This is a genomic window from Variovorax sp. KBS0712, assembly GCF_006323185.2.
GTDB classification, from domain to species: domain Bacteria; phylum Pseudomonadota; class Gammaproteobacteria; order Burkholderiales; family Burkholderiaceae_C; genus Variovorax; species Variovorax boronicumulans.
This window is the reverse complement of record NZ_VCCD02000001.1, coordinates 957,659-977,463: the sequence shown is the minus strand read 5'-3', so window position 1 is coordinate 977,463 and position 19,805 is coordinate 957,659. Positions and strand designations below refer to the sequence as shown.

Here is a 19,805-nt window from a genome sequence, read left to right as displayed (position 1 = left end):
GAGAAAGAAGAGAGGGCCGACGTGAGCCAAGACGAACGCACCTTGCCACCCGGCCTGCACCGCGACACCCTCGCGCTGCGCACCGGCCTGGCGCCCAGCCAGCACGGCGAGCACTCGGAGGCCCTGTTCCTCACGAGCGGCTTCGTGCAGCCCGACGCCGAGACCTCGGCCCGCCGCTTCGCCGGCACCGAGGCCGGCTTCACCTACTCGCGCACCTCGAACCCGACGGTCGCCAGCTTCGAGCAGCGCCTGGCCGCGCTCGAAGGCACCGAGGCCGCCATCGGCGCCTCGACCGGCATGGGCGCGATCCTCATGATGTGCATGGGCCTGCTCAAGGCCGGTGACCACGTGATCTGCTCGCGCTCGGTGTTCGGCTCCACGCTGAACCTGTTCGGCAAGGAGTTCGCCAAGTTCGGCGTCGAGACCACCTTTGTCTCGCAGACCGACGTGGCCGAATGGCGCGCCGCGCTCAAACCCAACACCAAGCTGCTCTTCGCAGAAACGCCGACCAACCCGCTGACGGAAGTCTGCGACATCCAGGCACTGGCCGACCTGGCCCACGGCGTGGGCGCGCTGCTCGCGGTCGACAACTGCTTCTGCACGCCGATCCTGCAGCGGCCGGCCGAGCTGGGCGCCGACCTCATCATCCATTCGGGCACCAAGTACCTCGACGGCCAGGGCCGTGTGATGGCTGGCGCGATCTGCGGTCCGTCGAAGCTCATCGTCGATGTCTTCGGCCCCGTGGTGCGCACCGCCGGCATGGCGCTGTCGCCATTCAATGCGTGGGTCGTGCTCAAGGGCATGGAAACGCTCGGCATTCGCATGAAGGCGCAATGCGCGAATGCGCTGGCCGTGGCGCAGTGGCTCGAGCAGCAGCCCGGCATTGCGCGCGTGTACTACCCCGGTCTTGCCTCGCATGGACAGCACGAACTCGCGATGCGCCAGCAGTCGGGGCAGGGCGGGGCGGTGGTGTCGTTCGACGTGGTCGGCGACACGCCCGACGCCGCGCGCGCCAACGCCTTCCACGTGATCAACAGCACGCGCGTCGTGAGCATCGCCACCAACCTGGGCGACACCAAGACCATCATCACGCACCCCGGCACGACCTCGCACGGCCGCCTCACCGAAGTGCAGCGCCAGGCCGCGGGCATCAGCCAGGGGTTGATCCGCCTCGCGGTCGGCCTCGAGTACATCGACGACATCACGGCCGATCTTTCGCGCGGCCTGAGCACCCTGACCTCCTGATTTTCATTTCATGACCGGCAAAGTTCGCACCCGCATCGCACCGTCTCCCACCGGCTTCCTGCACCTGGGCACGGCGCGCACCGCACTCTATTCGTGGGCCTATGCGCGCCACCACGGCGGCGAGTTCGTGCTGCGCATCGAGGACACCGACGTGGCCCGTTCCACGCAGGACTCGACCGACCAGATCCTCGCGTCGATGCACTGGCTCGGCCTCGACTACGACGAAGGCCCGATCTACCAGATGCAACGCCTCGAGCGCTACCGCGAAGTCATTGCGCAGATGCTCACGGCCGGCACCGCCTACCACTGCTACTGCACGCCGGCCGAACTCGACGAGATGCGCGAAGCGCAACGCGCGCGCGGCGAGAAGACGCTGTACGACCGCCGCTGGCGCCCGGCGCCCGGCAAGGTGTTGCCGCCCGTGCCCGAAGGCGTGCCGCCCGTGGTGCGCTTTTGCAATCCGCCCGAAGGCGACGTGACGTGGAACGACCTCGTCAAGGGCGAGATCACCATCAACAACCGCGAGATCGACGACCTCATCATCCTGCGTCCTGATGGTGTGCCGACCTACAACTTCGCGGTGGTGGTCGACGACTGGGACATGGCCATCACGCACGTGTTCCGCGGCGACGAGCACATCAACAACACGCCCTGGCAGATCAACATCTTCCGCGCGCTCGGCGCACCGCTGCCGCAGTTCGGCCACGTGCCGGTGATCCTCGGCGACGACGGGCAGAAGCTCTCGAAGCGCCGCGGCGCGGTGAGCGTCACGGCCTACGAGGACAACGGCTACCTGCCCGAAGCCATGCTCAACTACCTCGCGCGTCTGGGCTGGAGCCACGGCGACGACGAGCTCTTCACGCGCGAGCAGATGGTGAGCTGGTTCGACGGATCGCACCTGTCGAAGAGCCCGGCGCAGTGGGACGCGGCCAAGCTTGCATGGGTGAATGCGCAGTACATCAAGGCCAAGAGCGGCGACGAGCTCGCGCCGCTTGTTGCAGCGCAGTTGCAAAAGCGCGGCATCGTCGCCGACGAGCGTCTGCCTGCGATCTGTGCGCTCTTCAAGGACCGTTGCGACACCACGGTGGCGCTCGCAGGTTGGGCTGCGGCGTTCTATTCGGACATCGAAGTGAGCGATGCAGACCGCGCGCAGCACATCACCGATGCAGTGAAGCCCGCGATCGCAACACTCGTTGAAAAATTGATGACGGTCGCCTGGGAGAGGGCCGAAATCGCAGTTATGATCAAGGAAGTCCTCGCGACACACGCGCTGAAAATGCCCGTGTTAGCGATGCCAGTACGAGTGCTTGTGATGGGAACATCGCAGACACCGTCCCTCGATTCAGTGCTCGAAATTTTTTCCCGCGAAAAAGTTATCGAGCGATTGAAAAAGGCCTGAAAAATCGGGCTATAATTCGAGGCTCGACACCCACACGGGGGTATAGCTCAGCTGGGAGAGCGCTTGCATGGCATGCAAGAGGTCATCGGTTCGATCCCGTTTACCTCCACCATCAAAGTGTCGAGTAGGTTAGAGATGCTGATCGCAGCACGTCCAAGGTTTTGACCCTATCGTCTAGAGGCCTAGGACACCACCCTTTCACGGTGGCTACCGGGGTTCGAATCCCCGTAGGGTCGCCAGTTTCACTTCGGTGAAGTCGGCACGAGTCGTCAACACTCGGTTCCGCAAGGAACGAACGTTGTCTACCAGGAGTGGTAGTTCAGTTGGTTAGAATACCGGCCTGTCACGCCGGGGGTCGCGGGTTCGAGTCCCGTCCACTCCGCCAATATTGATAAGGGTTAGCAGGTGAGTATCTGCTAACCCTTTTCTCTTTTTTGGCCTCCGTGTCCTTGCGGTGTCCTAGATTTCCCGAGTCCTTCAGCTGTTGCAAAAAAGGTCTTCACAGTTGGTCCGGGTCGTGTCGTGTATGGCGCTCACGCTGAAGCGCTTGGCCTAGCCGAGAGAGTTCGCGTAGGGCGGCCCAGACGGTCCGTACAAGACAGCCTGCGTCGATACTCGCGCCATGCTTGCATCCACCCAAGAAGAAGCCGACAAGATCATCGCGTACATGAACTGGCAGGCACCCGACTTGACCGTCGAGTTTGTCCAGAAGGTGTACTCGGAGAACGTCCTCAGTTCGACGCACTATGTGTGGGATGTGCACACCAACGTCGACCGATGGTGGGTCATCACGGGGATGACCAACCTCTACTCGCAAGAGCAGTTCCCGAACATGGACCTTGCGCTGACTTTCCACATCGGCCTGTGTCTGCGCATCCCGATGAACCATCGCTCCAAGTTGGAGGAGTTGCCAATTGAGCCCTTCGGGGAATGCTATCGCTACCTCGAAGAAGCGTCCGAGGCGGTACGACACGCGCACGAGGTCGGCGACTACCAGGCAGTCGGTGTGCGATGTCGCGAAGCGCTGCTTTCGTTGGTCGGCGCCGCGCAAACTGTCATCCCTTGGGCGTCCACCGAAGAGAAGCCGAAGCGTGCAGACCTGAAGGCATGGGTCGATCACATTTGCGCGACGGCACTGCCTGGCGCAACGCACGAGCACAGACGGCATCTCTTCAAGACGCTGCTGGAGAGCGCGTGGAAGTTCGTCAACTGGCTAACCCACAGCAAGAAGTCGAAGTGGCATGACGCAGAGGCCGCCTTGTCGATCACTGAGCATGCTATCGGGCACTGTTCGGCCGTGGTGGTGCGACTGCTGCGGAAGGTGCCCGAGGAGTGCCCCGCCTGCGGTTCGCATCGACTGTCTCCGCAGCGTGGATTCCACGAGGATTTCCCGGAGGACGAACTGGAGTGGCCGGCGTGCGACAAGTGCGATTGGATGGGCGAGCCGGTGCTGATCGAAAAGGTGCCGCGTGAACCTGAAGAGGACAGTCCCGCGCCATCAGGTGAGCACGTTCTGCCGACCGTGCCGCTGAGAACGCTGATGCGCCCGAAGGGCAGTCGCGATGACACCGAAGAGTAAGTCTGGACGATGAGCTATGACACTACAGTTGAGGGCTACCTGAAACGTTGCAAACAGCGTCGTGATGCCGGTAGTCTTCAAGACCTCTTGTACGCAGCCCTGGAGCTTCGATTGGGGGTCGAGATGCGTCTGGCGGAAAGTGTGCAGGCTGTTGACGGCTTGACAGTTGCGCGGCGCCGTCAGTGGAAGGTCGTCCATCTTGCAAACATGCTTCAGACTGTTAAGTGGAGTAATGGAGATGACGTTCTGGTGATGCTCTATCACTTGAAAGACCCGGACGAGACCTTTGAGCTTCACTACTTCCCGGTGACAAAGCGGCTGACAGAAACAGTCGGTCGGCTGGGAGACTTCCTTCATCGAAACGAGCGCCTCGTGTCGGACCAAGCGGCTGTGCATAGGGAGTTGACTACGCTTGTGAAGGAAGGCTACGGCGATCTGTTGATGGCAAGCTCAGGTGAGCTTCTCGGCCTACCGCAGCTCGACCCCAAGACGGGCTCATTGAATGTGATTTTGAAGTTCCCCGATGGTGATCCGCGGGCGGCGGCATTGCAGGACGCGTTCAAGAGTGGGCGGCAGTACCGCATCGATTGGGTCACGATTACGCCAGTAGGTCAGCCCACGTTCTACGACGCAGAACCGGCGGCTGCGGCGTCTGATTCGGAAGGCGCCTGAGAGGGGCAGCCCGGCCTGCCTGTCATCCTTCACGCCATTCGGCCATCTATGCGATCCGCAATCCACGCCTGTACTGCAGTTTCCGACCATGTCGCAGCCCTCTTTCCGGCTTTGACTGATCGTGGAAATACGCCTCTTTGCATCTGTTCATAGATCGCTGAACGCCGAAGTCCCGTCAGGCGTTCAACATCAGGAAGTCTCAGAAGTCTGTCAGGTGCACGCATTTTCGTAGGTGGCAATTGCTGAACAGACACTACGCCAAGCAGCGTCAGCGCCTCGTGCAGCAGCTGTGCGGCTTGCAAGGTTCGGCGGACCGCGGAGTCCGTAGCACTTGTCTCCTTCGACGCGCAGTCGTTGTGGGCTCGCATATGGCAGTCCTTTCGTCCATCCCGCACTGGCGTCCGTTGCCGTTGCGGTATGTCCATAGATTGCCGTGGATGTCTGCGGTGCCCAACCTACCGCAGCAAAGCGAATCGCGTGGAGGCGTAGCGGTCCCACTATTGAGCTGGACTCGGGGATCTCGTTGTCTTGGTTCGCATGGCCTTGAACGCGCGATCACGCGCCATGAAGGTTTCCAGCATATGCGGAACAAGTGAGGCCGCATCAACCGGCTCTCCGTAGGTCTGCGAATGCTGGGTCGCATAGCGGTCGAGCATCGCCTTGAGGTCGGAGGGGATGGTGACAGTGAGCTTCACTGTCGTTGCCTTGGGCAAGGGGCCGAGGCGGAGCTTGATTGCGCTCATTGCGATGATCCTCTCTGAAAGAACAATGGCTGATATGGCCGCAGCACCAGGTCCTTGCTGACCATCACCCGCATGGGGAAGCCCGGCCGAATCGTCAGCGTCGGCTGGATGCTCATGTTGCGCTTCGTGATCTCCTGCCCGACCTGGTTCACCGTCTCCTGCGCGCTCTCACGTCCCGCGATGACGATGCGATTGCCATCGGTGCGGCTCTCGGGCGCCGCCAGCTCGGCACCGATCCCCAGCAGCGTGGACAACGCAGCGCCGGCCAGGATGCGGTCCCAATGCCAATCGACGCCATCCTCGAGCCCGGCGTAGCCGGCAGGGTCGATGCCGGGCAGACGGTCTAGCGCAACCGACGATGTGTCCGGCAGGATCAGCCGTGTCCACACCAGCAGCACGCGCCGCTGGCCGAAGGCTACCTGGCTGTCGTAGCGGCCGATCAGGCGCGAGCCCTGCGGAATCAGTAGATGGCGGCCCGTGGCAGTGTCGTAGACCGCCTCCGACACGTTGGCGATGACCTGGCCCGGCAGGTCGGAGTTGATCCCGGTTACCAGCGCCGCCGGGATGATCGTGCCTGCCATCACCTGGTAGGGCGACGCCGGCAACTGCAAGCTTCCGGGATTGCGCGTGGATGTGTCGCCTGCCTTCGCGATGAACGCCTCCTTCTGATCCTGCCGGTTCTGCACAGCCGTTGGATCCGAGGGCTGCGCTGCGGTGGCAGTGGTCCCCATTGGGTTGAACGGCTGATTGCCTGAAGCGAGCGCCGAAGGGCCAGCGACGGCCTGTACGGCGCCCGGCCTCGGCCCAGTGTTGCTGCCACCGCTTCGAAAAAACACAGACGACCGGGCCGCCTCTTCGGCCGCCAGCCGCTCGGCCTGCGCCGGATCGACGCCGCCGCCCGGCGGCCGCGTCTCCATTGGCTGCTGCGCCTTGACGATGGCCGGGCCCAGGTCTCCGGGCAGCGGCTCGCCCAGCATGGGCGGTGCCTGCTTCAATGCCGGCCGAATTCCGGCATAGTCCTTGGGCAACAGGTCCAGGTTCTCGGCGCGCGAGACGCGATCGACGTTGTACAGCTCGGTGGCCGGATTGCGCTCTCGCTTGTTCGACTGCAGCGACCACAGGGTGCCACCAAGCACGGCGGCGGCGAGGGTGCCGGCACCGACCGCCAGCATGCGGCGGTTCAAGCGCGTGACGGGACGCGGCGAAGCGCGCAAGGCTACTGATTCTGGCGCGACCTTCGGGGCCGCAGCTGGAGTCGCATCGGGCATGTCGGACGTCCCCATGCTCAGTTCCTCCGCACGACGCCCGCACTGACACCATCGGTGCGCTCGATGCGTACCACCTGCGCCTTGTCGCCGCCAAGCCGCAGCTCGGCGGCGCCGAACAGCCGGTCGACCACGTAGTACGGCGAGCGAAAACGATAGTTCACCAGTTGTCCATCGCCATGCGCGCCGATTACGAACAACGGCGGCAACTCGCCCTGCGCGATTCCACCCGGGAACTGGATATAGACCCGCTCACCGTCGTCGAAGGCGCGCAGCGGCTTCCACGGCGGGCTGTCGCCGCTGACGGCATAGCGAAATCTGATCTGCTCCAGCGTCATGCCGGTTTCCACCGGCGCGCCGGACTGGGCTTGGTGCGCCTGCTTCTGCAGGGCCAGCAGCCGGTCCTTCGGGTAGTCCCAGGACACGGAAGCCATCCAGGCCTGCGGCGTCGACGAGAGTTCGAGCAGGTAGGTGCGACGATTCGTCGTCACCACCAGGTTGGTCTTCAAACCGATGCGCGTCGGTTTCACGAGGATGTTCACGCGCAGCGTTGCACCCGCACCGCTGGCCGTATCGCCAACGATCCAACGCACCGTATCACCGGCCGACACCGTTACCAGCTCTTCACCCTGCTGCAGGGCGATGACGGTCACGCGTCCCGGGCTGGTGTAGACCTGATACAGCGCGCCATCGGCGTAGGGCCAGACCTGGATCGCGTTGACATAGCCCTCACGTGTGGGGGCGATTCGGGCCTCCATGTTGGCGCGGGAAACGCGGACCTTTTCATCTACGGGTTCCGGTGCCAGCTTCGCGTCGGACTCGCTCGGCAGCGCCTTCATTTGCTCAGGCAACGGCAAAGGCTTCGGCACTTCAACCACCTCGATGGGCTTCGGTGGTTCCGGCAGCTGCTGCGCAGCAACGGCAACGGGCTCGTCCAGAGAGATCGCCGGAGGCGGCTTGCCCTGCGTAGCGCAGCCAGCGAGGGCCAGCAGAACCAACGGAAGTACGGATTTGGAGAAATGTCTGTTCACGGCTTTGTTCCTTTCATTGCATCGGTGGCTTCGAGTTCACGGCTCCAGGACAGGCCGTTGACATAGATGCCGAGCGGGTTCTTGCGCAGGCGCTGCTCGGTGCGCGGCGGCTGCAGCACAACGGACAGCACGGCCGTCCAGCGCTCCGTCCCCGAGGGCGAGCCGTTGGCATAGCTACGTTCGATCCAGCGCACCTGGAAGGACGTGTCGCTGGCCCGCACCACGCTCGTGACCTCCACTGCGACCGAGCTCTGTCCGATGCGCGAGAACGGATCGTTCGCTCGCGCGTAGTCGTTCAAGGTGGCCGCGCCACGGTCGGTTGTGTACTCGTAGGCCTCGAGCCAGTTCTGCCGCACGACGATCGGGTCGATGGACAGCGAACGCACGTCGGTGACGAAGCGCGCCAGATGGTGCGCGATCTGCGCGTCGTTGGGCTTGTAAGGCGTGGCCGCCTCGCCCACCGCACGGACCTGGCCAGCGTTGTCGACCTCGACGACAAAGGGCGTCACGATGGACTGGGCCGAGCGCCACACGAGGCCACCGGCCATCAACAGCGCGAGGGACAGGCAACCGAAGGCCATCAGCCGCCAGTTCTTCGCCTGCACGCGTGCGCTGCCGATGCGCTGGTCCCAAACCTGCGCGGCGGCCTGGTAGGGGGTGACGGGTTCGGGCGTCGCCGAGTACCGCACCTGGGGTCGTTTGTATCGCATCTGGATCTCCTATGAATTCGAGTCATCGCGCAGGCTCGGGCTGGCGCCGCTACCGCCGGCATCGCCGGAACGCAACGTGTGCGCAGCCGTCGTGGCCGCATGCGTCATCTGCTGTTTGCGGCGCATCTGCATGGCCCATGCGGGCTCAGCCGCTGGCGCATGGGCTTCAGGCCCATCGGCCGCGGGCTTGGCTGCGGCAGGTGCCGCCGCGTCGGCAACGAAGCTCGCCACCCTGTCTTTGACGGCCCTGGCGCCGGACGCGACGCGTTGGCCCATGGCACTGGTGCCGCTGCGCGCGACGTTGGCAAGGCCTGCACCGGCCGCGCGCATACCGCCAGCGCCCGACGCGGCGGCGCCGGCCTGGTAGGCCGATTTCGCCCCGCTGGCCATCGCCGTTGTAGACCGCACCGCGCTGGCACCGCCGCCAATGGCCGCTCTCGCAGCACCCGGTGACATGCGCGCCCCAGCGGCTACCGCAGAACCCGCACCTGCCACAGCAGCGCCGCCTGCCACGGCCAGGCCAGCGGCACCCAGCGCCGTCCCCGCCGCCGCACCCGCTCCGAGTTGAGGTGCGCCAGACACCAGACCGGTCGCAATGCCCGGCCCGAAGATCCCCAGACCCAGCATCGCCAGCGCGGCCAACATGATGACCAGCGCATGGTCGATGGAGGGCTCGGTGTTTGGAGCCGCCGTGAACTCGGCGAACAGGCCTGTGCCGATGCCGACGATCACGGCCAGCACGAGCACCTTGATGCCCGAGGACACCACGTTGCCAAGCACCCGCTCGGCCAGGAACGCCGTCTTGTTCCACAGCGCGAACGGCACCAGCACGAAGCCCGCGAGCGTGGTCAGCTTGAATTCGATCAGCGTCACGAAGAGCTGCACCGCGAGCACGAAGAAACTCACGATCAGCACCAGCCAGGCCAGGAACAGTACGGTGATGACGTCCAGGTTGGCAAACACTTCCGGAAAGCCCGTCAGGTCGCTGATCTGCCGCATGATCGGCGCGCCGGCTTCCACGCCCACGCGCGCCAGCCTGCCCGGCTGCAGCAACTGGCCCTGGGTCATCGACGAACCGGAAGCCACCAGTCCCAGTCCGGCGAACGACCGGAACACGATCCCCGACAGGCTGTTGAAGTTGTTCAGAATGAAGGCGAAGGAGCCAACGTACAGCACCTTCTTGATCAGCTTGCCGATCACGTCGTCGCCACCACCGCCGCTGGCATTGCTCATCGCCCAGAAGAGACCTGCCAGCGTCATGTCGATTGCGACCAGCGTGGCGGTCAGAAATCCCACCTCGCCGCCAAGCAGACCGAAGCCCGAGTCGATGTAGCGCGAAAAGACGTCCAGGAAGCGGTCGATGACCGACAGGTCGTTCATCGGTCAGTCCTTTGGCGCCGATTGAGGCGCAGGAGACGGCGCTGCGGGCGCCGATGCCGCAGGCGGCGAAAACGCTGTCGGCGGCGAAGCGGGCGGTGTGTACTTCGGTCCGTCGGTGTTGAAGAAGCGCTGGCGTGTCGCCTCTGCTACCGCGTTGCATTGCGCATCCCCGACCTTGGCGTGGTCAGCCTTACATTGCGCGCGCAGCTCCTTCAGGCGCTCGGGATTGGCCACCAGTGACTCGACGGACTCGATGGGCGCGGGTTTGCTGCAGGCGGCAACCAACACCGCTGCAAAAGCGGCCAGGAACATGATCGGAAGCTGTCTCATGGCCGCCCCTCAGTTGCCGTAGAAGTTGACCGTATAGGGCGTGTACGCCGTGCCGTCGCCCTGGAAGCGCCGGCGCACCTCGCGTGCGCGCTCCTGCACCGCAACCTGCCGCGCCTGCTCCAGCGCCACCGCACGGTCCTGCGTGATCTGGAGTTGCTGCGTCTGCATCGCCTGGCGCGATTGCAGGGCCAGCAACTGGTTCGTCGCCTGCATTGCCTGTAGGGCACCGGCGGCCGATTGGCTGCGGTTCACCAGGTCGGTCAAAGTCCGCTCGTCGGACGTGAAGTTCTGCACTGCCTGGGACTGCACCTTGGCCGCGGTGCGCAGCGCTTCGAGGGAGTTGGTCCAGCGCGTGCGCGCGTCGGTCGCCATCTGGGTACCTGAGATCGCTGCCGTGTATGACTCGGGGTACAGCCTCCGGAAGTCCGTCTCCATCTGCGCAACGTTGAAGGCCAGGCCCTGGCCCTGCTGGATCAGGCGGTTAGTCGCCGACAAGGCAGCGCGCAGCTCATTGAGCGCGCTGAAATCCAGGCTGGTCAGATTGCGCGCCTGATTCATCAGCGATTGCGCCTGGTTCTGCAATTGCTTGATCTGGTTGTTGATCTGCTCCAGCGTGTTGGCGGCTGTCAGGATGTTCTGCGCCAGATTGGTGGGATCGATCACGACCCACTGGGCATGGGCGGCGGGAGCAATGGCGATCAGCGATGCCGCAGCGGCGGCGAGAAGCTGCTTCTTCATGGTGAGTTCTCCTGAGGTGACGAAGGAATGAACGGAAACGATGGGATGAGGTCAGCGGCCCAATCGAGGTCGCGGTGGCGCAGCCAAGCTGCTGCGAAGCCCGAGGAAGTGGCTGCGGCGGACACGGCGTCGATGGCCCGTTGGTCCTCGGGCGTGGACGCCCCGGCAAACGCAAGCGCCACCGGCCCAAGCCCGAGGTCGAAGACACGGTTGCCCAGCCGCGACTGGTAGTAGTAGTCGCGTTTGGGTTGGGTGGTTGCGACGATTTCGATCTGCCGCCCATTGAGTCCGAAGCCCTCATAGATCACCCGAATCTGCGGCTCGGTCGCCTGCGGGTTCGGCAGGAAGATGCGGCTCGCGCAGCTCTCCACGATGGCCGGCGCGATCGTCGAATCCTTGATGTCCGCAAGCGACTGCGTGGCGAAGATCACCGAGACGTTCCTCTTGCGCAGCGTCTTGAGCCACTGGCGGATGCGCGAGGCGAACACGGGGTCATCGAGGAACAACCAGGCCTCGTCGAGGATCAGCAAAGTCGGCGCGCCATCGAATCGTTCGTCGAAGCGAGCGAACAGGTATCCCAGCACCGCCAGCACGGCGGCCTTGCTGTGCATCAGCTCTTCCATCTCGAAGCCCTGCACAGACGCAGTACCGAGCCGGTCCGTATCGGCATCGAGCAGCTTGCCGTGTGCGCCACCCAGAACGTAGGGCTGCAGGGCTTGGCGCAGGGCGTTGGACTGCAGCAGCACCGACAGGCCGGTCATGGTGCGCTGTTCAACGGGCGCGCTGGCCAGGCTGTTGAGTGCGGACCAGACGGCGTCTTTCTCTGGCGGGCCAACGGCGATGCCTTCCTGAATCAAACGCCCTTCGATCCACTCGGCCGCCCAGGTGCGGTAGCCGTGCTGGTCGATGCGGGCCAGCGGCTGGAAAGCAATGGCTCCTTCAGCGCCCAGGTCGTAGTGCTCGCCGCCGAGTCCCAAGATCGTGGCCCGCATCGACCGGCCCATGTCGAAGGCGAAGATGCGAGATCCCGGGTAGCGGCGGAACTGCATCGCCAGCGTCGCGAGCAGCACCGACTTGCCCATGCCGGTCGGTCCCACGATCAGCGTGTGGCCCACGTCGCCGATGTGCGTGACCAGCCGGAACGGCGTGGCTCCATCGGTGCGGGTGACGATCAACGGCGGGCCATCGAGATGCGCATTGCGCGCCGGCCCGGCCCACACTGCCGATACCGGCATCATGTGCGCAAGGTTCAGCGTCGAAACGATCGGCTGTCGCACGTTCGCATAGGCATGGCCCGGGACGGACGACAGCCAGGCATCAACCGCGTTCAAGGTCTCGGGGATGGTGACGAAGCCCCGGCCCTGGATGGCCCGTTCGACCGCACGCAGTTTCTCGTCGGCCGCCGTAGCGTCGGCGTCGAGCACCGCCACGGTCGCAGTGACGTAGCCGAAAGCCACCTGATCGCTTCCGAGCTCCTGCAGCGCAGCGTCCGCATCGGTGGCCTTGTTCGATGCGTCGGAGTCCACCAACGGGCTCTCCTGCTGAAAGATGGTCTCGCGCAGCAGTGCGACGATGTTCTTGCGCTTGGCGAACCATTGGCGCCGCAGGCGCGCCAGCTCTTTCTCGGATTCAGTCTTGTCGAGGCAGAGGAAGCGCGTGCTCCAGCGGTACGCGAACCCCAGGCGGTTCAGGTCGTCCAGCAGGCCTGGCCAGGTCGAGGTCGGAAAGCCTCGGACCGTGAGCACCCGCAGGTGCGAGTTGCCGAGCATGGGCGCCAGGCCGCCCACCAGCGGTTCGTCGGCTAGCAGCGCATCGAGGTGTATGGCCACCTCGGGCACGGCGACCGCATGCCAGCGAGTGGACACGCAACCGTGCAGGAAGGTCAGGGTTAGCGCATCGTCGAGCCACGAGATCTCCGGCATCACGCCTGCAAGCAGGCCGAAGAAGCGTTCCGTCTCGGACACGAAGGCTTCGAGCCGCTCACGCCAATCAACCCCTTCCGTGCGGTTGTTCTCGTAGAGAAGGCGGGCGGCGCGCGCTGTCGATTCCTCGGGCGGTAGGTACAGCAGCGTCAGGTGGTAGCTGCTTTCGAAGTGGCTGGCGTTTTCCTCGAAGGCAGCGCGACGTTCTTCGTCGACCAGCCAGGAGAGTGGCTCGGGAAACGACGACTCGGGATAGCCGGCCGCTTCGCGCCGCTCGGCGTCCGTAAACAAGGCCCAGCCCGAGCCCAGCCGCCTCAGCGCGTTGTTAAGACGCGCCGACGTGGCGATCAATTCGCCCTGCGTCGCGCTGTCCAGATCCGGCCCCCGGAACCGCGCGGTGCGCTGGAACGAGCCATCCTTGTTGAGCACGACACCGGGCGCGACTAGTCCGGCCCAGGGGAGCCAGTCGGCCAGCAAAGCCGGGCGCTTGCGGTATTCGGTGAGGTTCAACATCGTGACCTCACACGTCCAGCAACTGCCGGTGCTTGATGTGCCGCGAGAAGACCTGCATGAACTGCGGGTCGAGGCGCGCACCCCAGACAGCCAGCGAATGCCCGACGATCCACAGCACAAGGCCGGGCAGCCAGAGCTGCAGGCCCAAGCCGACCGCGGCGGCCAGTGTGCCGTTGGCAATCGCCACGGTGCGCGGCGCACCGCCCAGCAGGATGGGCTCGGTCAACGAACGGTGCAGCGGCACCTCGAAGCCGACCAGACTTCCGGTGGCGGTGTTCATGCCAGTACCGCCCCGCCCGTGAAGCTGAAGAAGGTCAGGAAGAAGCTGGACGCCGCAAACGCAATCGACAGACCGAACACGATCTGGATCAGCTTGCGGAAGCCGCCGCTGGTGTCGCCGAAGGCGAGCGCCAGGCCCGTCGCGATGATGACGATCACTGCGATGATCCGCGCTACCGGCCCCTGGATGGATTCGAGCACCGATTGAAGCGGCGCCTCCCATGGCATGTTGGAGCCTGCTGCCTGCGCGGGCAGCGCCACGGCCAGCAGCAGCGCTGCTGCGGCGCCGACGTGCAGAAGCGGTTTTACGGCGTTACGTAGAGTCGTCATCAAGTTTCTCCGGTGGTAGTTGAAGGAAGGGAAGGGAAGGAAGACGCCAGCTCGGTGCTGAGGCGGTAGCCCTGGCTGTCATGGCCGATGACGCGCGCAATCTCGCGAACGCGGCGCGCACGGCCGCGGCCGGCGATGAAGACGATGACGTTGACGGCCTCGGCGATCAGAGCGCGCGGGACGGTCACCGCAACCTCCTGCACCAGTTGTTCCAGCCGAGTGAGGGCGCCGTGTGCTGAGCCGGCATGCACGGTGGCAATGCCTCCGGGATGCCCGGTACCCCAGGCCTTGAGCAGGTCGAGTGCTTCGGAGCCGCGCACCTCGCCGACGACAATACGGTCCGGCCGCAGCCGCAGCGTGGCGCGCACCAGGTCGGCCATGGTGCTGACGCCCGGTTCGGTGCGCATGCCCACGTGGTCATCGCTGCGGCACTGCAGTTCCACCGTGTCCTCGAGGATCAGCACGCGGTCGCGCGTCTCCGCGATCTCGTCGAGGAGGGCATTGGCGAGCGTCGTCTTGCCGGTGCTGGTGCCTCCCGCGACGACTATGTTCAGGCGCTTGCGCACCGCGCGGCGCAGAAACGCCGCCTGCTCCTCGGTCATCACACCGTCGGCCACGTAGTGCGCGAGGGTCATGATGCGCAGCGCCCGCTTGCGGATCGCGAAGGAGGGCGCGCGTACGACAGGCGGCAGCACGCCCAGGAAGCGTTCTCCCGTCTCGGGCAACTCGGCCGACAGGATCGGCGCGCCCGCATGTACCTCGGTGCGCACGTGCGCGGCTACCAGCCGGATGATCCGTTCGGCCACTGCCGGCGGCAGCGCCGCGCCGGTGGCTTCGCGGCCTGTGCCGAGCCGGTCCACCCACAGCGAACCGTCCGGGTTCAGCAGTACTTCGACGACCTCGGGATCTTCCAATGCTGCCGCGATCTCCGGCCCCATGGCCGTGCGCAACATGCGGATGCGCCGCTCCAACGAGGTGTCTACGGCGTTCGGCTCAGGTGGCTTCACGATGCGCCTCCTGGGGGTCGGTGCCTGACGCCGCTTGGGCACCGGCTTGCATCGGTTCAGCAGTTTCGGTGGGTCCGATGTCTTCATGGACTTCGCGCACCAGGCCGCGCCCGCGCTGGATGTGGCGCGCGAGCTGTTCGATGAACTGCGTATAACGGGCGCGTCCCTGTGCGCGCGCCGCCTCCTGATGACCCTCCGGCACAGGGATCGAGACCGTGAGGAAATAGCGGACGTAGAGGGCGGTCGTCTCAATCAGCACGTTCTGGTCACGTTCCAGCCGGTCGAATTGACGCGAGAGCCTGTCCAGGCGTTTGGCGATGGCCGCCTCGCGCTGGTCCTCGCCGTCAGGCGAAAGGAAAGACGCCAGCGCGGCGGCGATCACTGCCGATTTCGACACACCCTTGTGCGCCGCAACCAGGTCCAGGCGCTTCGCATGGTCCGGCTCGATGAAGATGTTTAAGCGGGCGCGGGTCATAGCGCGATCCCGTCGTCAGGGTCCAGTGCGGCCAGACGCGCGGTGCGCATCAGCTGCCGGTCCACGTCTTGCGGCCGCAGCGGCACGTCGTCTTCGTCATCGAGCATCAGCAGGCCCTCGGCGTCTGGAAGCGGGGTCACATCGGCGGCGACGTCCAGTTCGGGCTTGAGCTGGTGACCACCCTCGCCGGCAAGTCCACTGGCATCTCCGGCTGACGAAGGCATGCGCGCTACCAGAGGTGACAGTCCGCTCCAGTCGTCAGGCCGTGCCGCAGGTCGGTCCGCATAGATGCCGCTGGCCAGCAACGGCTGAGGCAGGACGCGCGGGGTGAAGTTCCTGTCCTGGTAGTACCGCAGCTTCTTTGCTTTGATCGGGGGATGGCCGGAGACCATCACCACCGCGTCGTCCGGCGGCAACTGCATCACCTCGCCGGGTGTGAGCAACGGCCTGGCCGTCTCCTGGCGGGATACCATCAGGTGGCCGAGCCAGGGCGCGAGCCGATGTCCCGCATAGTTGCGCTGTGCGCGCAACTCGGTGGCAGTCCCGAGCGCTTCCGAGATGCGCTTGGCTGTGCGCTCATCGTTCGTCGCGAACGCGATGCGCACGTGGCAATTGTCCAGAATCGAATGGTTTTGGCCGTAAGCCTTGTCGATCTGGTTGAGCGACTGCGCGATCAGGAAGGCCCGCAGGCCGTAGCCGGCCATGAAGGCCAAGGCCGACTCAAAGAAGTCCAGCCTGCCCAGTGCCGGGAACTCGTCAAGCATCAGCAGCAGCTTGTGCTTGCGCGCGATGCCGTCCGAGCCATCCAGCGATTCAGTCAGCCGCCGTCCGATCTGATTGAGGATCAGTCGGATCAGCGGCTTCGTCCTGCTGATGTCCGAGGGCGGAACGACCAAGTAAAGCGAGACGGGATGCGCCGCCGAGATCAGGTCGGCGATGCGCCAGTCGCAGCGCGAGGTGACTTCGGCTACCGTGGGGTCGCGATACAGACCCAGGAAGCTCATCGCGGTGGACAGCACCCCCGAGCGCTCGTTGTCGCTTTTATTGAGCACCTCGCGCGCAGCAGAAGCAACAACGGGATGGACCTCTTCGCCCAGATGCCCGGTGGTCATCATCCGGTGCAGCGTCACCTCGAACGGGCACGCCGGATCAGACAGGAAGTTGGCCACGCCGCGCAGCGTCTTGTCCTCGCCGGCGTAAAGTACGTGCAGGATGGCACCAACCAGCAGGGCGTGGCTGGTCTTCTCCCAGTGGTTGCGCCGCTCCAGTGCGCCTTCGGGATCGACCAGGATGTCGGCGATGTTCTGCACGTCGCGCACTTCGTGCATGCCGCGCCGCACTTCAAGCAATGGGTTGTACGCTGCCGACTTCGCATCGGTCGGGTTGAACAGCAGGCAATGCGAGAAGCGCGACCGCCATCCTGCGGTGAGGTTCCAGTTTTCTCCTTTGATGTCGTGGATCACCGCCGAGCCCGGCCAGGACAGCAGCGAAGGCACCACCAAGCCCACGCCCTTGCCGGAGCGCGTCGGGGCAAACGCCATCACGTGCTCCGGACCTTCGTGGCGCAGATAGTCGGCGTCCTTGTGCGCGGTCTTGCCAAGAAACACGCCGGCAGGCCGGGTCAGGCCAGCGTCGGCGATCTCCTCACGCTCGGCCCATCGCGCCGAACCGTAGGTCGTGACCTGCCTGGCCAACCGTGAGCGCCAGACCGCCATACAGATGGCCGCGCCTGTAGCGAGCATCCCGCTCGACGCAGCAATGATCCCTCCGCGCTCGAACACATGAGGTGCGTAGGCATCGAAGAAGTACCACCACTCGAAAAGCTTCCAAGGCTCGTAGACCGGCATGCCCAAAAGGTCAAACCACGGCGACCCGAGCCGGGTCTGATGGTCCAACGCATGCGCCGTCCACTGCGTGCCCGCCCAGACGCCGCCAAGGGTGATACCCAGCACCACAACAATCTGTCCGAACAGAATGCCGGTTGCACTCCGAGTCCGCATCGGCCACTCCTCCTTCGCGTCTTGATTCCACTGCGCGCGTGCCGCAACGGCACCGCTTGCCCGAGTCTGGAGTCGAGTCGCCAAACCGCCCATCCATCGGGGCGTGACGGAGCGTGGTGAGGAGTACACCTACGGAAATCGCCGCCTCGGACTGGATGAAATTCAGGCCTCAAGCCGGCAAACTCACCAGCGGGCAACCAGCATGGCAGGCTACTGGCGGCAGATCCAAGGCCGATGACGCCGAATCGCCCACCGCAGCCGCAACAGTCGTAAAGATCGCTACAGAGTTTTTGCGTTCGCAACGAAACGTTGCAGCGCCTCTGGCAAACCAAAGCGTTGGTGCTTGTGGAGCACGAACGTGGTGATGCACTCAACCTCTTTCAGGGGAACGGCGCGCACGTCGCTACGGCAAAGCGTCTCGATGTGACCAGCATCTGCTAGGCCAACAGCGAGGCCGGCAGCGACGCGTGTAACGTAGCCACCCAGTGTGGCAGCCTCACCTGCCAACGTAACTTTCGCCGTATGACGCTGCACGATGACCTGCATCTGTTGTAGAAGACCCGGCTGCCGCTCGGCGTCACAAGAAAGCAGCGGGAAAGCCAGCAATTCGGCGATGGGAAGGACAGATTGTGCCGCTAGCTCATGCCCCCTGGGAAGTAGCGCCATCACCGGGTAGTTCCAAGCGGGCTGTTGCGCAATCGTATCGTTGTGGGGGAGGCCGAACGAAAACCCCGCATCCAACTCTTCTCGTTCCAGCGCGTTTACTAGTTCCGAAGCACGCATTTCCGTCAGTTCTAGCGGGATCGCAGGGGTCAACTTGCGCCAACGGACGAAGCATTGGGAGAGCTTTGGCTGAGCAATGCCATCGGCCACGCCAACGCGCAGTGGAGCACGAAAGCGCGCGTCCGTCTCACGCACAGCGCGATAGGCGCGGTCGATGCGGATGAAAACCTTACGCGCCTCTATCAGTAGGCGCGCACCGGCAGGGGTCAGATGCAGCTTGCGAGGGGCACGAACGAACAACTGCAGGCCGAGCCGCTCTTCAAGGTCGCGGATGGTTCGCGAGAGGGGAGTTTGATCGATGTGAACGCGTTCCGCAGCACGGCGGAAGTTGAGTTCCTCTGCGACGGCGACGAAGTGGCGAAGGTGCCGCAACTCGATCATTAGTGCTTCCTAAATTGACACTTGTCTCGGGCGAGTCCGTTCGGAATTGCACCGTATGTCTGGATCTGCGGCAAACCGCTCGTTAATTCTCTAGATCCCGGCAAGAAGCAGCGAAATGCAAACGGCCACGTTTGTTGTTCATATGTACTGTTGGCTTATTCGGATGGCACGCGTACGCCGCAAACCCGCCGGACGCGGCACGCCCCGCTTGACCGCACTGCGTGCGGCCAGCGCGTGCCGCTTACTTCTTTAGCGCGGTCATCGCGTCGAAGCCTGCCGTCAGGAACGGCAGCAGGTGCTTGTACACCTGATCGGGGCGAGATGACTTGAACCTGCCGTAGGACAGGTTCTCCACGCGTCCCGGCTCGGCCACGATGGCCACCATGGCCCCGACCATGAAGCTAAAGGCGTGGTAGACAACCTCTTCATCGACGCCATCCAGCACCCGCTGAAATTCGGTTAAATATTGGCGCGAGATCGGGTCGAAATGTTCACCGATCACCTTGGCCCAGTCCGGTGTGTTCGCGAGACGTGCGACCAATAGCGCGTAGTACTTCCAACCCTGCCCGCCGTTGGCGCTGCGCTCCACGAATGGCCATACGTAGCCGGCCACCAGGTCGGCTACGGCCACCGGCTTGCCGCCCATCCGTCCGCGCGCGGCGTCCAGAGCCCGCATGCGCTGGTGCCCCAGGTAGGAAGCGCGACGCTCCACTACCTTAGAAAACAGGATGTCCTTGGTACCGAAGTGGTAGGTGACCAGGGCGATGCGCGTTTCCGTGGCCTCCGCCACATCTCGCATGGAAGTGCCGTGGTAGCCATGCATCGCGAACAGGGCTTCCGCGCCGTCGAGCATGCGCTCGCGGGTGACCTCACCGGCCTTGCGTGGACTGGATCGGTCCACTCCCGGCACACTCGATCGCTCCCCAGGGGCTTGAACGGACTTCTTCATTTGGGCGGGGAGACGCAACCACGCGCGTGAACGGTCGGCATTGGTCAAGTGTACGGCAGGAACGGCTGGCCTCG

20 protein-coding genes and 3 tRNA genes are annotated in these 19,805 nt (G+C 64.4%); 7 read left to right on the top strand and 16 right to left on the bottom strand.

Features of this window, described 5'->3' with window-relative positions; genetic code table 11:
- Positions 1-21: 21 nt before the first annotated feature.
- The 7 genes from FFI97_RS04305 to FFI97_RS04275 all read left to right on the top strand — a co-directional run bounded on the left by FFI97_RS04305 (position 22) and on the right by FFI97_RS04275 (position 4,895).
- On the top strand, positions 22-1,245 hold the full coding sequence (locus tag FFI97_RS04305) for an O-succinylhomoserine sulfhydrylase (protein WP_070062416.1): 1,224 nt from the start codon (positions 22-24) through the stop codon (positions 1,243-1,245).
- Positions 1,246-1,255: 10 nt separating this feature from the next.
- Positions 1,256-2,644: a glutamate--tRNA ligase gene (gene gltX / locus FFI97_RS04300; protein WP_139702047.1), complete on the top strand. Its 1,389-nt coding sequence runs from the start codon at positions 1,256-1,258 to the stop codon at positions 2,642-2,644.
- A 36-nt stretch (positions 2,645-2,680) separates the two neighbouring features.
- Positions 2,681-2,756, top strand: a tRNA-Ala gene (locus FFI97_RS04295).
- A gap of 51 nt (positions 2,757-2,807) precedes the next feature.
- Positions 2,808-2,883: transfer RNA gene (locus tag FFI97_RS04290), tRNA-Glu, on the top strand.
- Positions 2,884-2,952: 69 nt separating this feature from the next.
- A tRNA-Asp gene (locus FFI97_RS04285) sits at positions 2,953-3,029 on the top strand.
- Between the two features lie 237 nt (positions 3,030-3,266).
- On the top strand, positions 3,267-4,223 hold the full coding sequence (locus tag FFI97_RS04280) for a hypothetical protein (RefSeq protein ID WP_139702048.1): 957 nt from the start codon (positions 3,267-3,269) through the stop codon (positions 4,221-4,223).
- Between the two features lie 9 nt (positions 4,224-4,232).
- Entirely contained in the window at positions 4,233-4,895 is a 663-nt protein-coding gene (locus FFI97_RS04275) for a hypothetical protein (protein WP_139702049.1), read from the top strand.
- Positions 4,896-4,924: 29 nt separating this feature from the next.
- Here the strand turns inward: FFI97_RS04275 and FFI97_RS34395 are convergent, their stop codons facing one another.
- The 16 genes from FFI97_RS34395 to FFI97_RS04195 form a co-directional block, all read right to left on the bottom strand.
- Positions 4,925-5,119 carry a helix-turn-helix transcriptional regulator gene (locus tag FFI97_RS34395; RefSeq protein ID WP_139702112.1) on the bottom strand — a complete coding sequence of 65 codons (195 nt, stop codon included), beginning with the start codon at positions 5,117-5,119 and terminating at the stop codon, positions 4,925-4,927.
- Positions 5,120-5,392: 273 nt separating this feature from the next.
- Complete coding sequence (locus tag FFI97_RS04265) at positions 5,393-5,638, bottom strand: DUF2274 domain-containing protein (RefSeq protein ID WP_139702050.1); 246 nt, start codon at positions 5,636-5,638, stop codon at positions 5,393-5,395.
- Positions 5,635-6,921, bottom strand: a complete 1,287-nt coding sequence (locus tag FFI97_RS04260) for a TrbI/VirB10 family protein (protein WP_139702051.1) — start codon at positions 6,919-6,921, stop codon at positions 5,635-5,637. Before FFI97_RS04260 ends, FFI97_RS04265 begins: the two co-directional genes overlap by 4 nt.
- A gap of 2 nt (positions 6,922-6,923) precedes the next feature.
- Positions 6,924-7,934, bottom strand: coding sequence for a P-type conjugative transfer protein TrbG (trbG, locus tag FFI97_RS04255; protein ID WP_139702052.1), 1,011 nt, complete (start codon positions 7,932-7,934; stop codon positions 6,924-6,926).
- Positions 7,931-8,644, bottom strand: coding sequence for a conjugal transfer protein TrbF (trbF, locus tag FFI97_RS04250; RefSeq protein WP_139702053.1), 714 nt, complete (start codon positions 8,642-8,644; stop codon positions 7,931-7,933). Before trbF ends, trbG begins: the two co-directional genes overlap by 4 nt.
- 9 nt (positions 8,645-8,653) lie before the next feature.
- Positions 8,654-10,024 carry a P-type conjugative transfer protein TrbL gene (trbL, locus tag FFI97_RS04245; protein WP_139702054.1) on the bottom strand — a complete coding sequence of 457 codons (1,371 nt, stop codon included), beginning with the start codon at positions 10,022-10,024 and terminating at the stop codon, positions 8,654-8,656.
- 3 nt (positions 10,025-10,027) lie between these two features.
- Positions 10,028-10,354, bottom strand: coding sequence for an EexN family lipoprotein (locus FFI97_RS33565; protein WP_185993556.1), 327 nt, complete (start codon positions 10,352-10,354; stop codon positions 10,028-10,030).
- 9 nt (positions 10,355-10,363) lie between these two features.
- A complete protein-coding gene (gene trbJ, locus FFI97_RS04235) occupies positions 10,364-11,092 on the bottom strand; it encodes a P-type conjugative transfer protein TrbJ (protein WP_139702055.1) in 729 nt (242 codons plus the stop codon).
- Positions 11,089-13,527 (bottom strand): conjugal transfer protein TrbE, encoded by a 2,439-nt coding sequence (gene trbE, locus FFI97_RS04230; RefSeq protein WP_139702056.1) that lies wholly within the window; start codon positions 13,525-13,527, stop codon positions 11,089-11,091. The genes trbJ and trbE overlap by 4 nt, the downstream gene beginning before the upstream one ends.
- Positions 13,528-13,534: 7 nt before the next feature.
- Positions 13,535-13,807 (bottom strand): VirB3 family type IV secretion system protein, encoded by a 273-nt coding sequence (locus FFI97_RS04225; protein ID WP_139702057.1) that lies wholly within the window; start codon positions 13,805-13,807, stop codon positions 13,535-13,537.
- Complete coding sequence (locus tag FFI97_RS04220) at positions 13,804-14,136, bottom strand: TrbC/VirB2 family protein (protein ID WP_139702114.1); 333 nt, start codon at positions 14,134-14,136, stop codon at positions 13,804-13,806. Before FFI97_RS04220 ends, FFI97_RS04225 begins: the two co-directional genes overlap by 4 nt.
- Positions 14,136-15,089: a P-type conjugative transfer ATPase TrbB gene (gene trbB / locus FFI97_RS04215; RefSeq protein WP_260685017.1), complete on the bottom strand. Its 954-nt coding sequence runs from the start codon at positions 15,087-15,089 to the stop codon at positions 14,136-14,138. The genes FFI97_RS04220 and trbB overlap by 1 nt, the downstream gene beginning before the upstream one ends.
- A gap of 40 nt (positions 15,090-15,129) precedes the next feature.
- Positions 15,130-15,618, bottom strand: coding sequence for a CopG family transcriptional regulator (locus tag FFI97_RS04210; protein WP_139702058.1), 489 nt, complete (start codon positions 15,616-15,618; stop codon positions 15,130-15,132).
- Entirely contained in the window at positions 15,615-17,618 is a 2,004-nt protein-coding gene (locus FFI97_RS04205; RefSeq protein WP_139702059.1) for a conjugal transfer protein TraG, read from the bottom strand. The genes FFI97_RS04210 and FFI97_RS04205 overlap by 4 nt, the downstream gene beginning before the upstream one ends.
- A 279-nt stretch (positions 17,619-17,897) precedes the next feature.
- Positions 17,898-18,782, bottom strand: a complete 885-nt coding sequence (locus FFI97_RS04200; protein ID WP_139702060.1) for a LysR family transcriptional regulator — start codon at positions 18,780-18,782, stop codon at positions 17,898-17,900.
- A gap of 241 nt (positions 18,783-19,023) precedes the next feature.
- Complete coding sequence (locus tag FFI97_RS04195) at positions 19,024-19,779, bottom strand: TetR/AcrR family transcriptional regulator (protein WP_185993555.1); 756 nt, start codon at positions 19,777-19,779, stop codon at positions 19,024-19,026.
- Positions 19,780-19,805: the final 26 nt, after the last annotated feature.

Bases quoted from the DNA above. Each gene is read 5' to 3' on its own strand.
- FFI97_RS04260 (WP_139702051.1), bottom strand. From the start codon at position 6,921: ATGGGGACGTCCGACATGCCCGATGCGACTCCAGCTGCGGCCCCGAAG.
- FFI97_RS34395 (WP_139702112.1), bottom strand. From the start codon at position 5,119: ATGCGTGCACCTGACAGACTTCTGAGACTTCCTGATGTTGAACGCCTG.
- FFI97_RS04265 (WP_139702050.1), bottom strand. From the start codon at position 5,638: ATGAGCGCAATCAAGCTCCGCCTCGGCCCCTTGCCCAAGGCAACGACA.
- FFI97_RS33565 (WP_185993556.1), bottom strand. From the start codon at position 10,354: ATGAGACAGCTTCCGATCATGTTCCTGGCCGCTTTTGCAGCGGTGTTG.
- FFI97_RS04205 (WP_139702059.1), bottom strand. From the start codon at position 17,618: ATGCGGACTCGGAGTGCAACCGGCATTCTGTTCGGACAGATTGTTGTG.
- FFI97_RS04220 (WP_139702114.1), bottom strand. From the start codon at position 14,136: ATGACGACTCTACGTAACGCCGTAAAACCGCTTCTGCACGTCGGCGCC.
- FFI97_RS04200 (WP_139702060.1), bottom strand. From the start codon at position 18,782: ATGATCGAGTTGCGGCACCTTCGCCACTTCGTCGCCGTCGCAGAGGAA.
- trbF (WP_139702053.1), bottom strand. From the start codon at position 8,644: ATGCGATACAAACGACCCCAGGTGCGGTACTCGGCGACGCCCGAACCC.
- FFI97_RS04225 (WP_139702057.1), bottom strand. From the start codon at position 13,807: ATGAACACCGCCACCGGAAGTCTGGTCGGCTTCGAGGTGCCGCTGCAC.
- FFI97_RS04210 (WP_139702058.1), bottom strand. From the start codon at position 15,618: ATGACCCGCGCCCGCTTAAACATCTTCATCGAGCCGGACCATGCGAAG.
- trbB (WP_260685017.1), bottom strand. From the start codon at position 15,089: ATGTTGCGCACGGCCATGGGGCCGGAGATCGCGGCAGCATTGGAAGAT.
- gltX (WP_139702047.1), top strand. From the start codon at position 1,256: ATGACCGGCAAAGTTCGCACCCGCATCGCACCGTCTCCCACCGGCTTC.
- FFI97_RS04280 (WP_139702048.1), top strand. From the start codon at position 3,267: ATGCTTGCATCCACCCAAGAAGAAGCCGACAAGATCATCGCGTACATG.
- trbJ (WP_139702055.1), bottom strand. From the start codon at position 11,092: ATGAAGAAGCAGCTTCTCGCCGCCGCTGCGGCATCGCTGATCGCCATT.
- trbL (WP_139702054.1), bottom strand. From the start codon at position 10,024: ATGAACGACCTGTCGGTCATCGACCGCTTCCTGGACGTCTTTTCGCGC.
- trbE (WP_139702056.1), bottom strand. From the start codon at position 13,527: ATGTTGAACCTCACCGAATACCGCAAGCGCCCGGCTTTGCTGGCCGAC.
- FFI97_RS04275 (WP_139702049.1), top strand. From the start codon at position 4,233: ATGAGCTATGACACTACAGTTGAGGGCTACCTGAAACGTTGCAAACAG.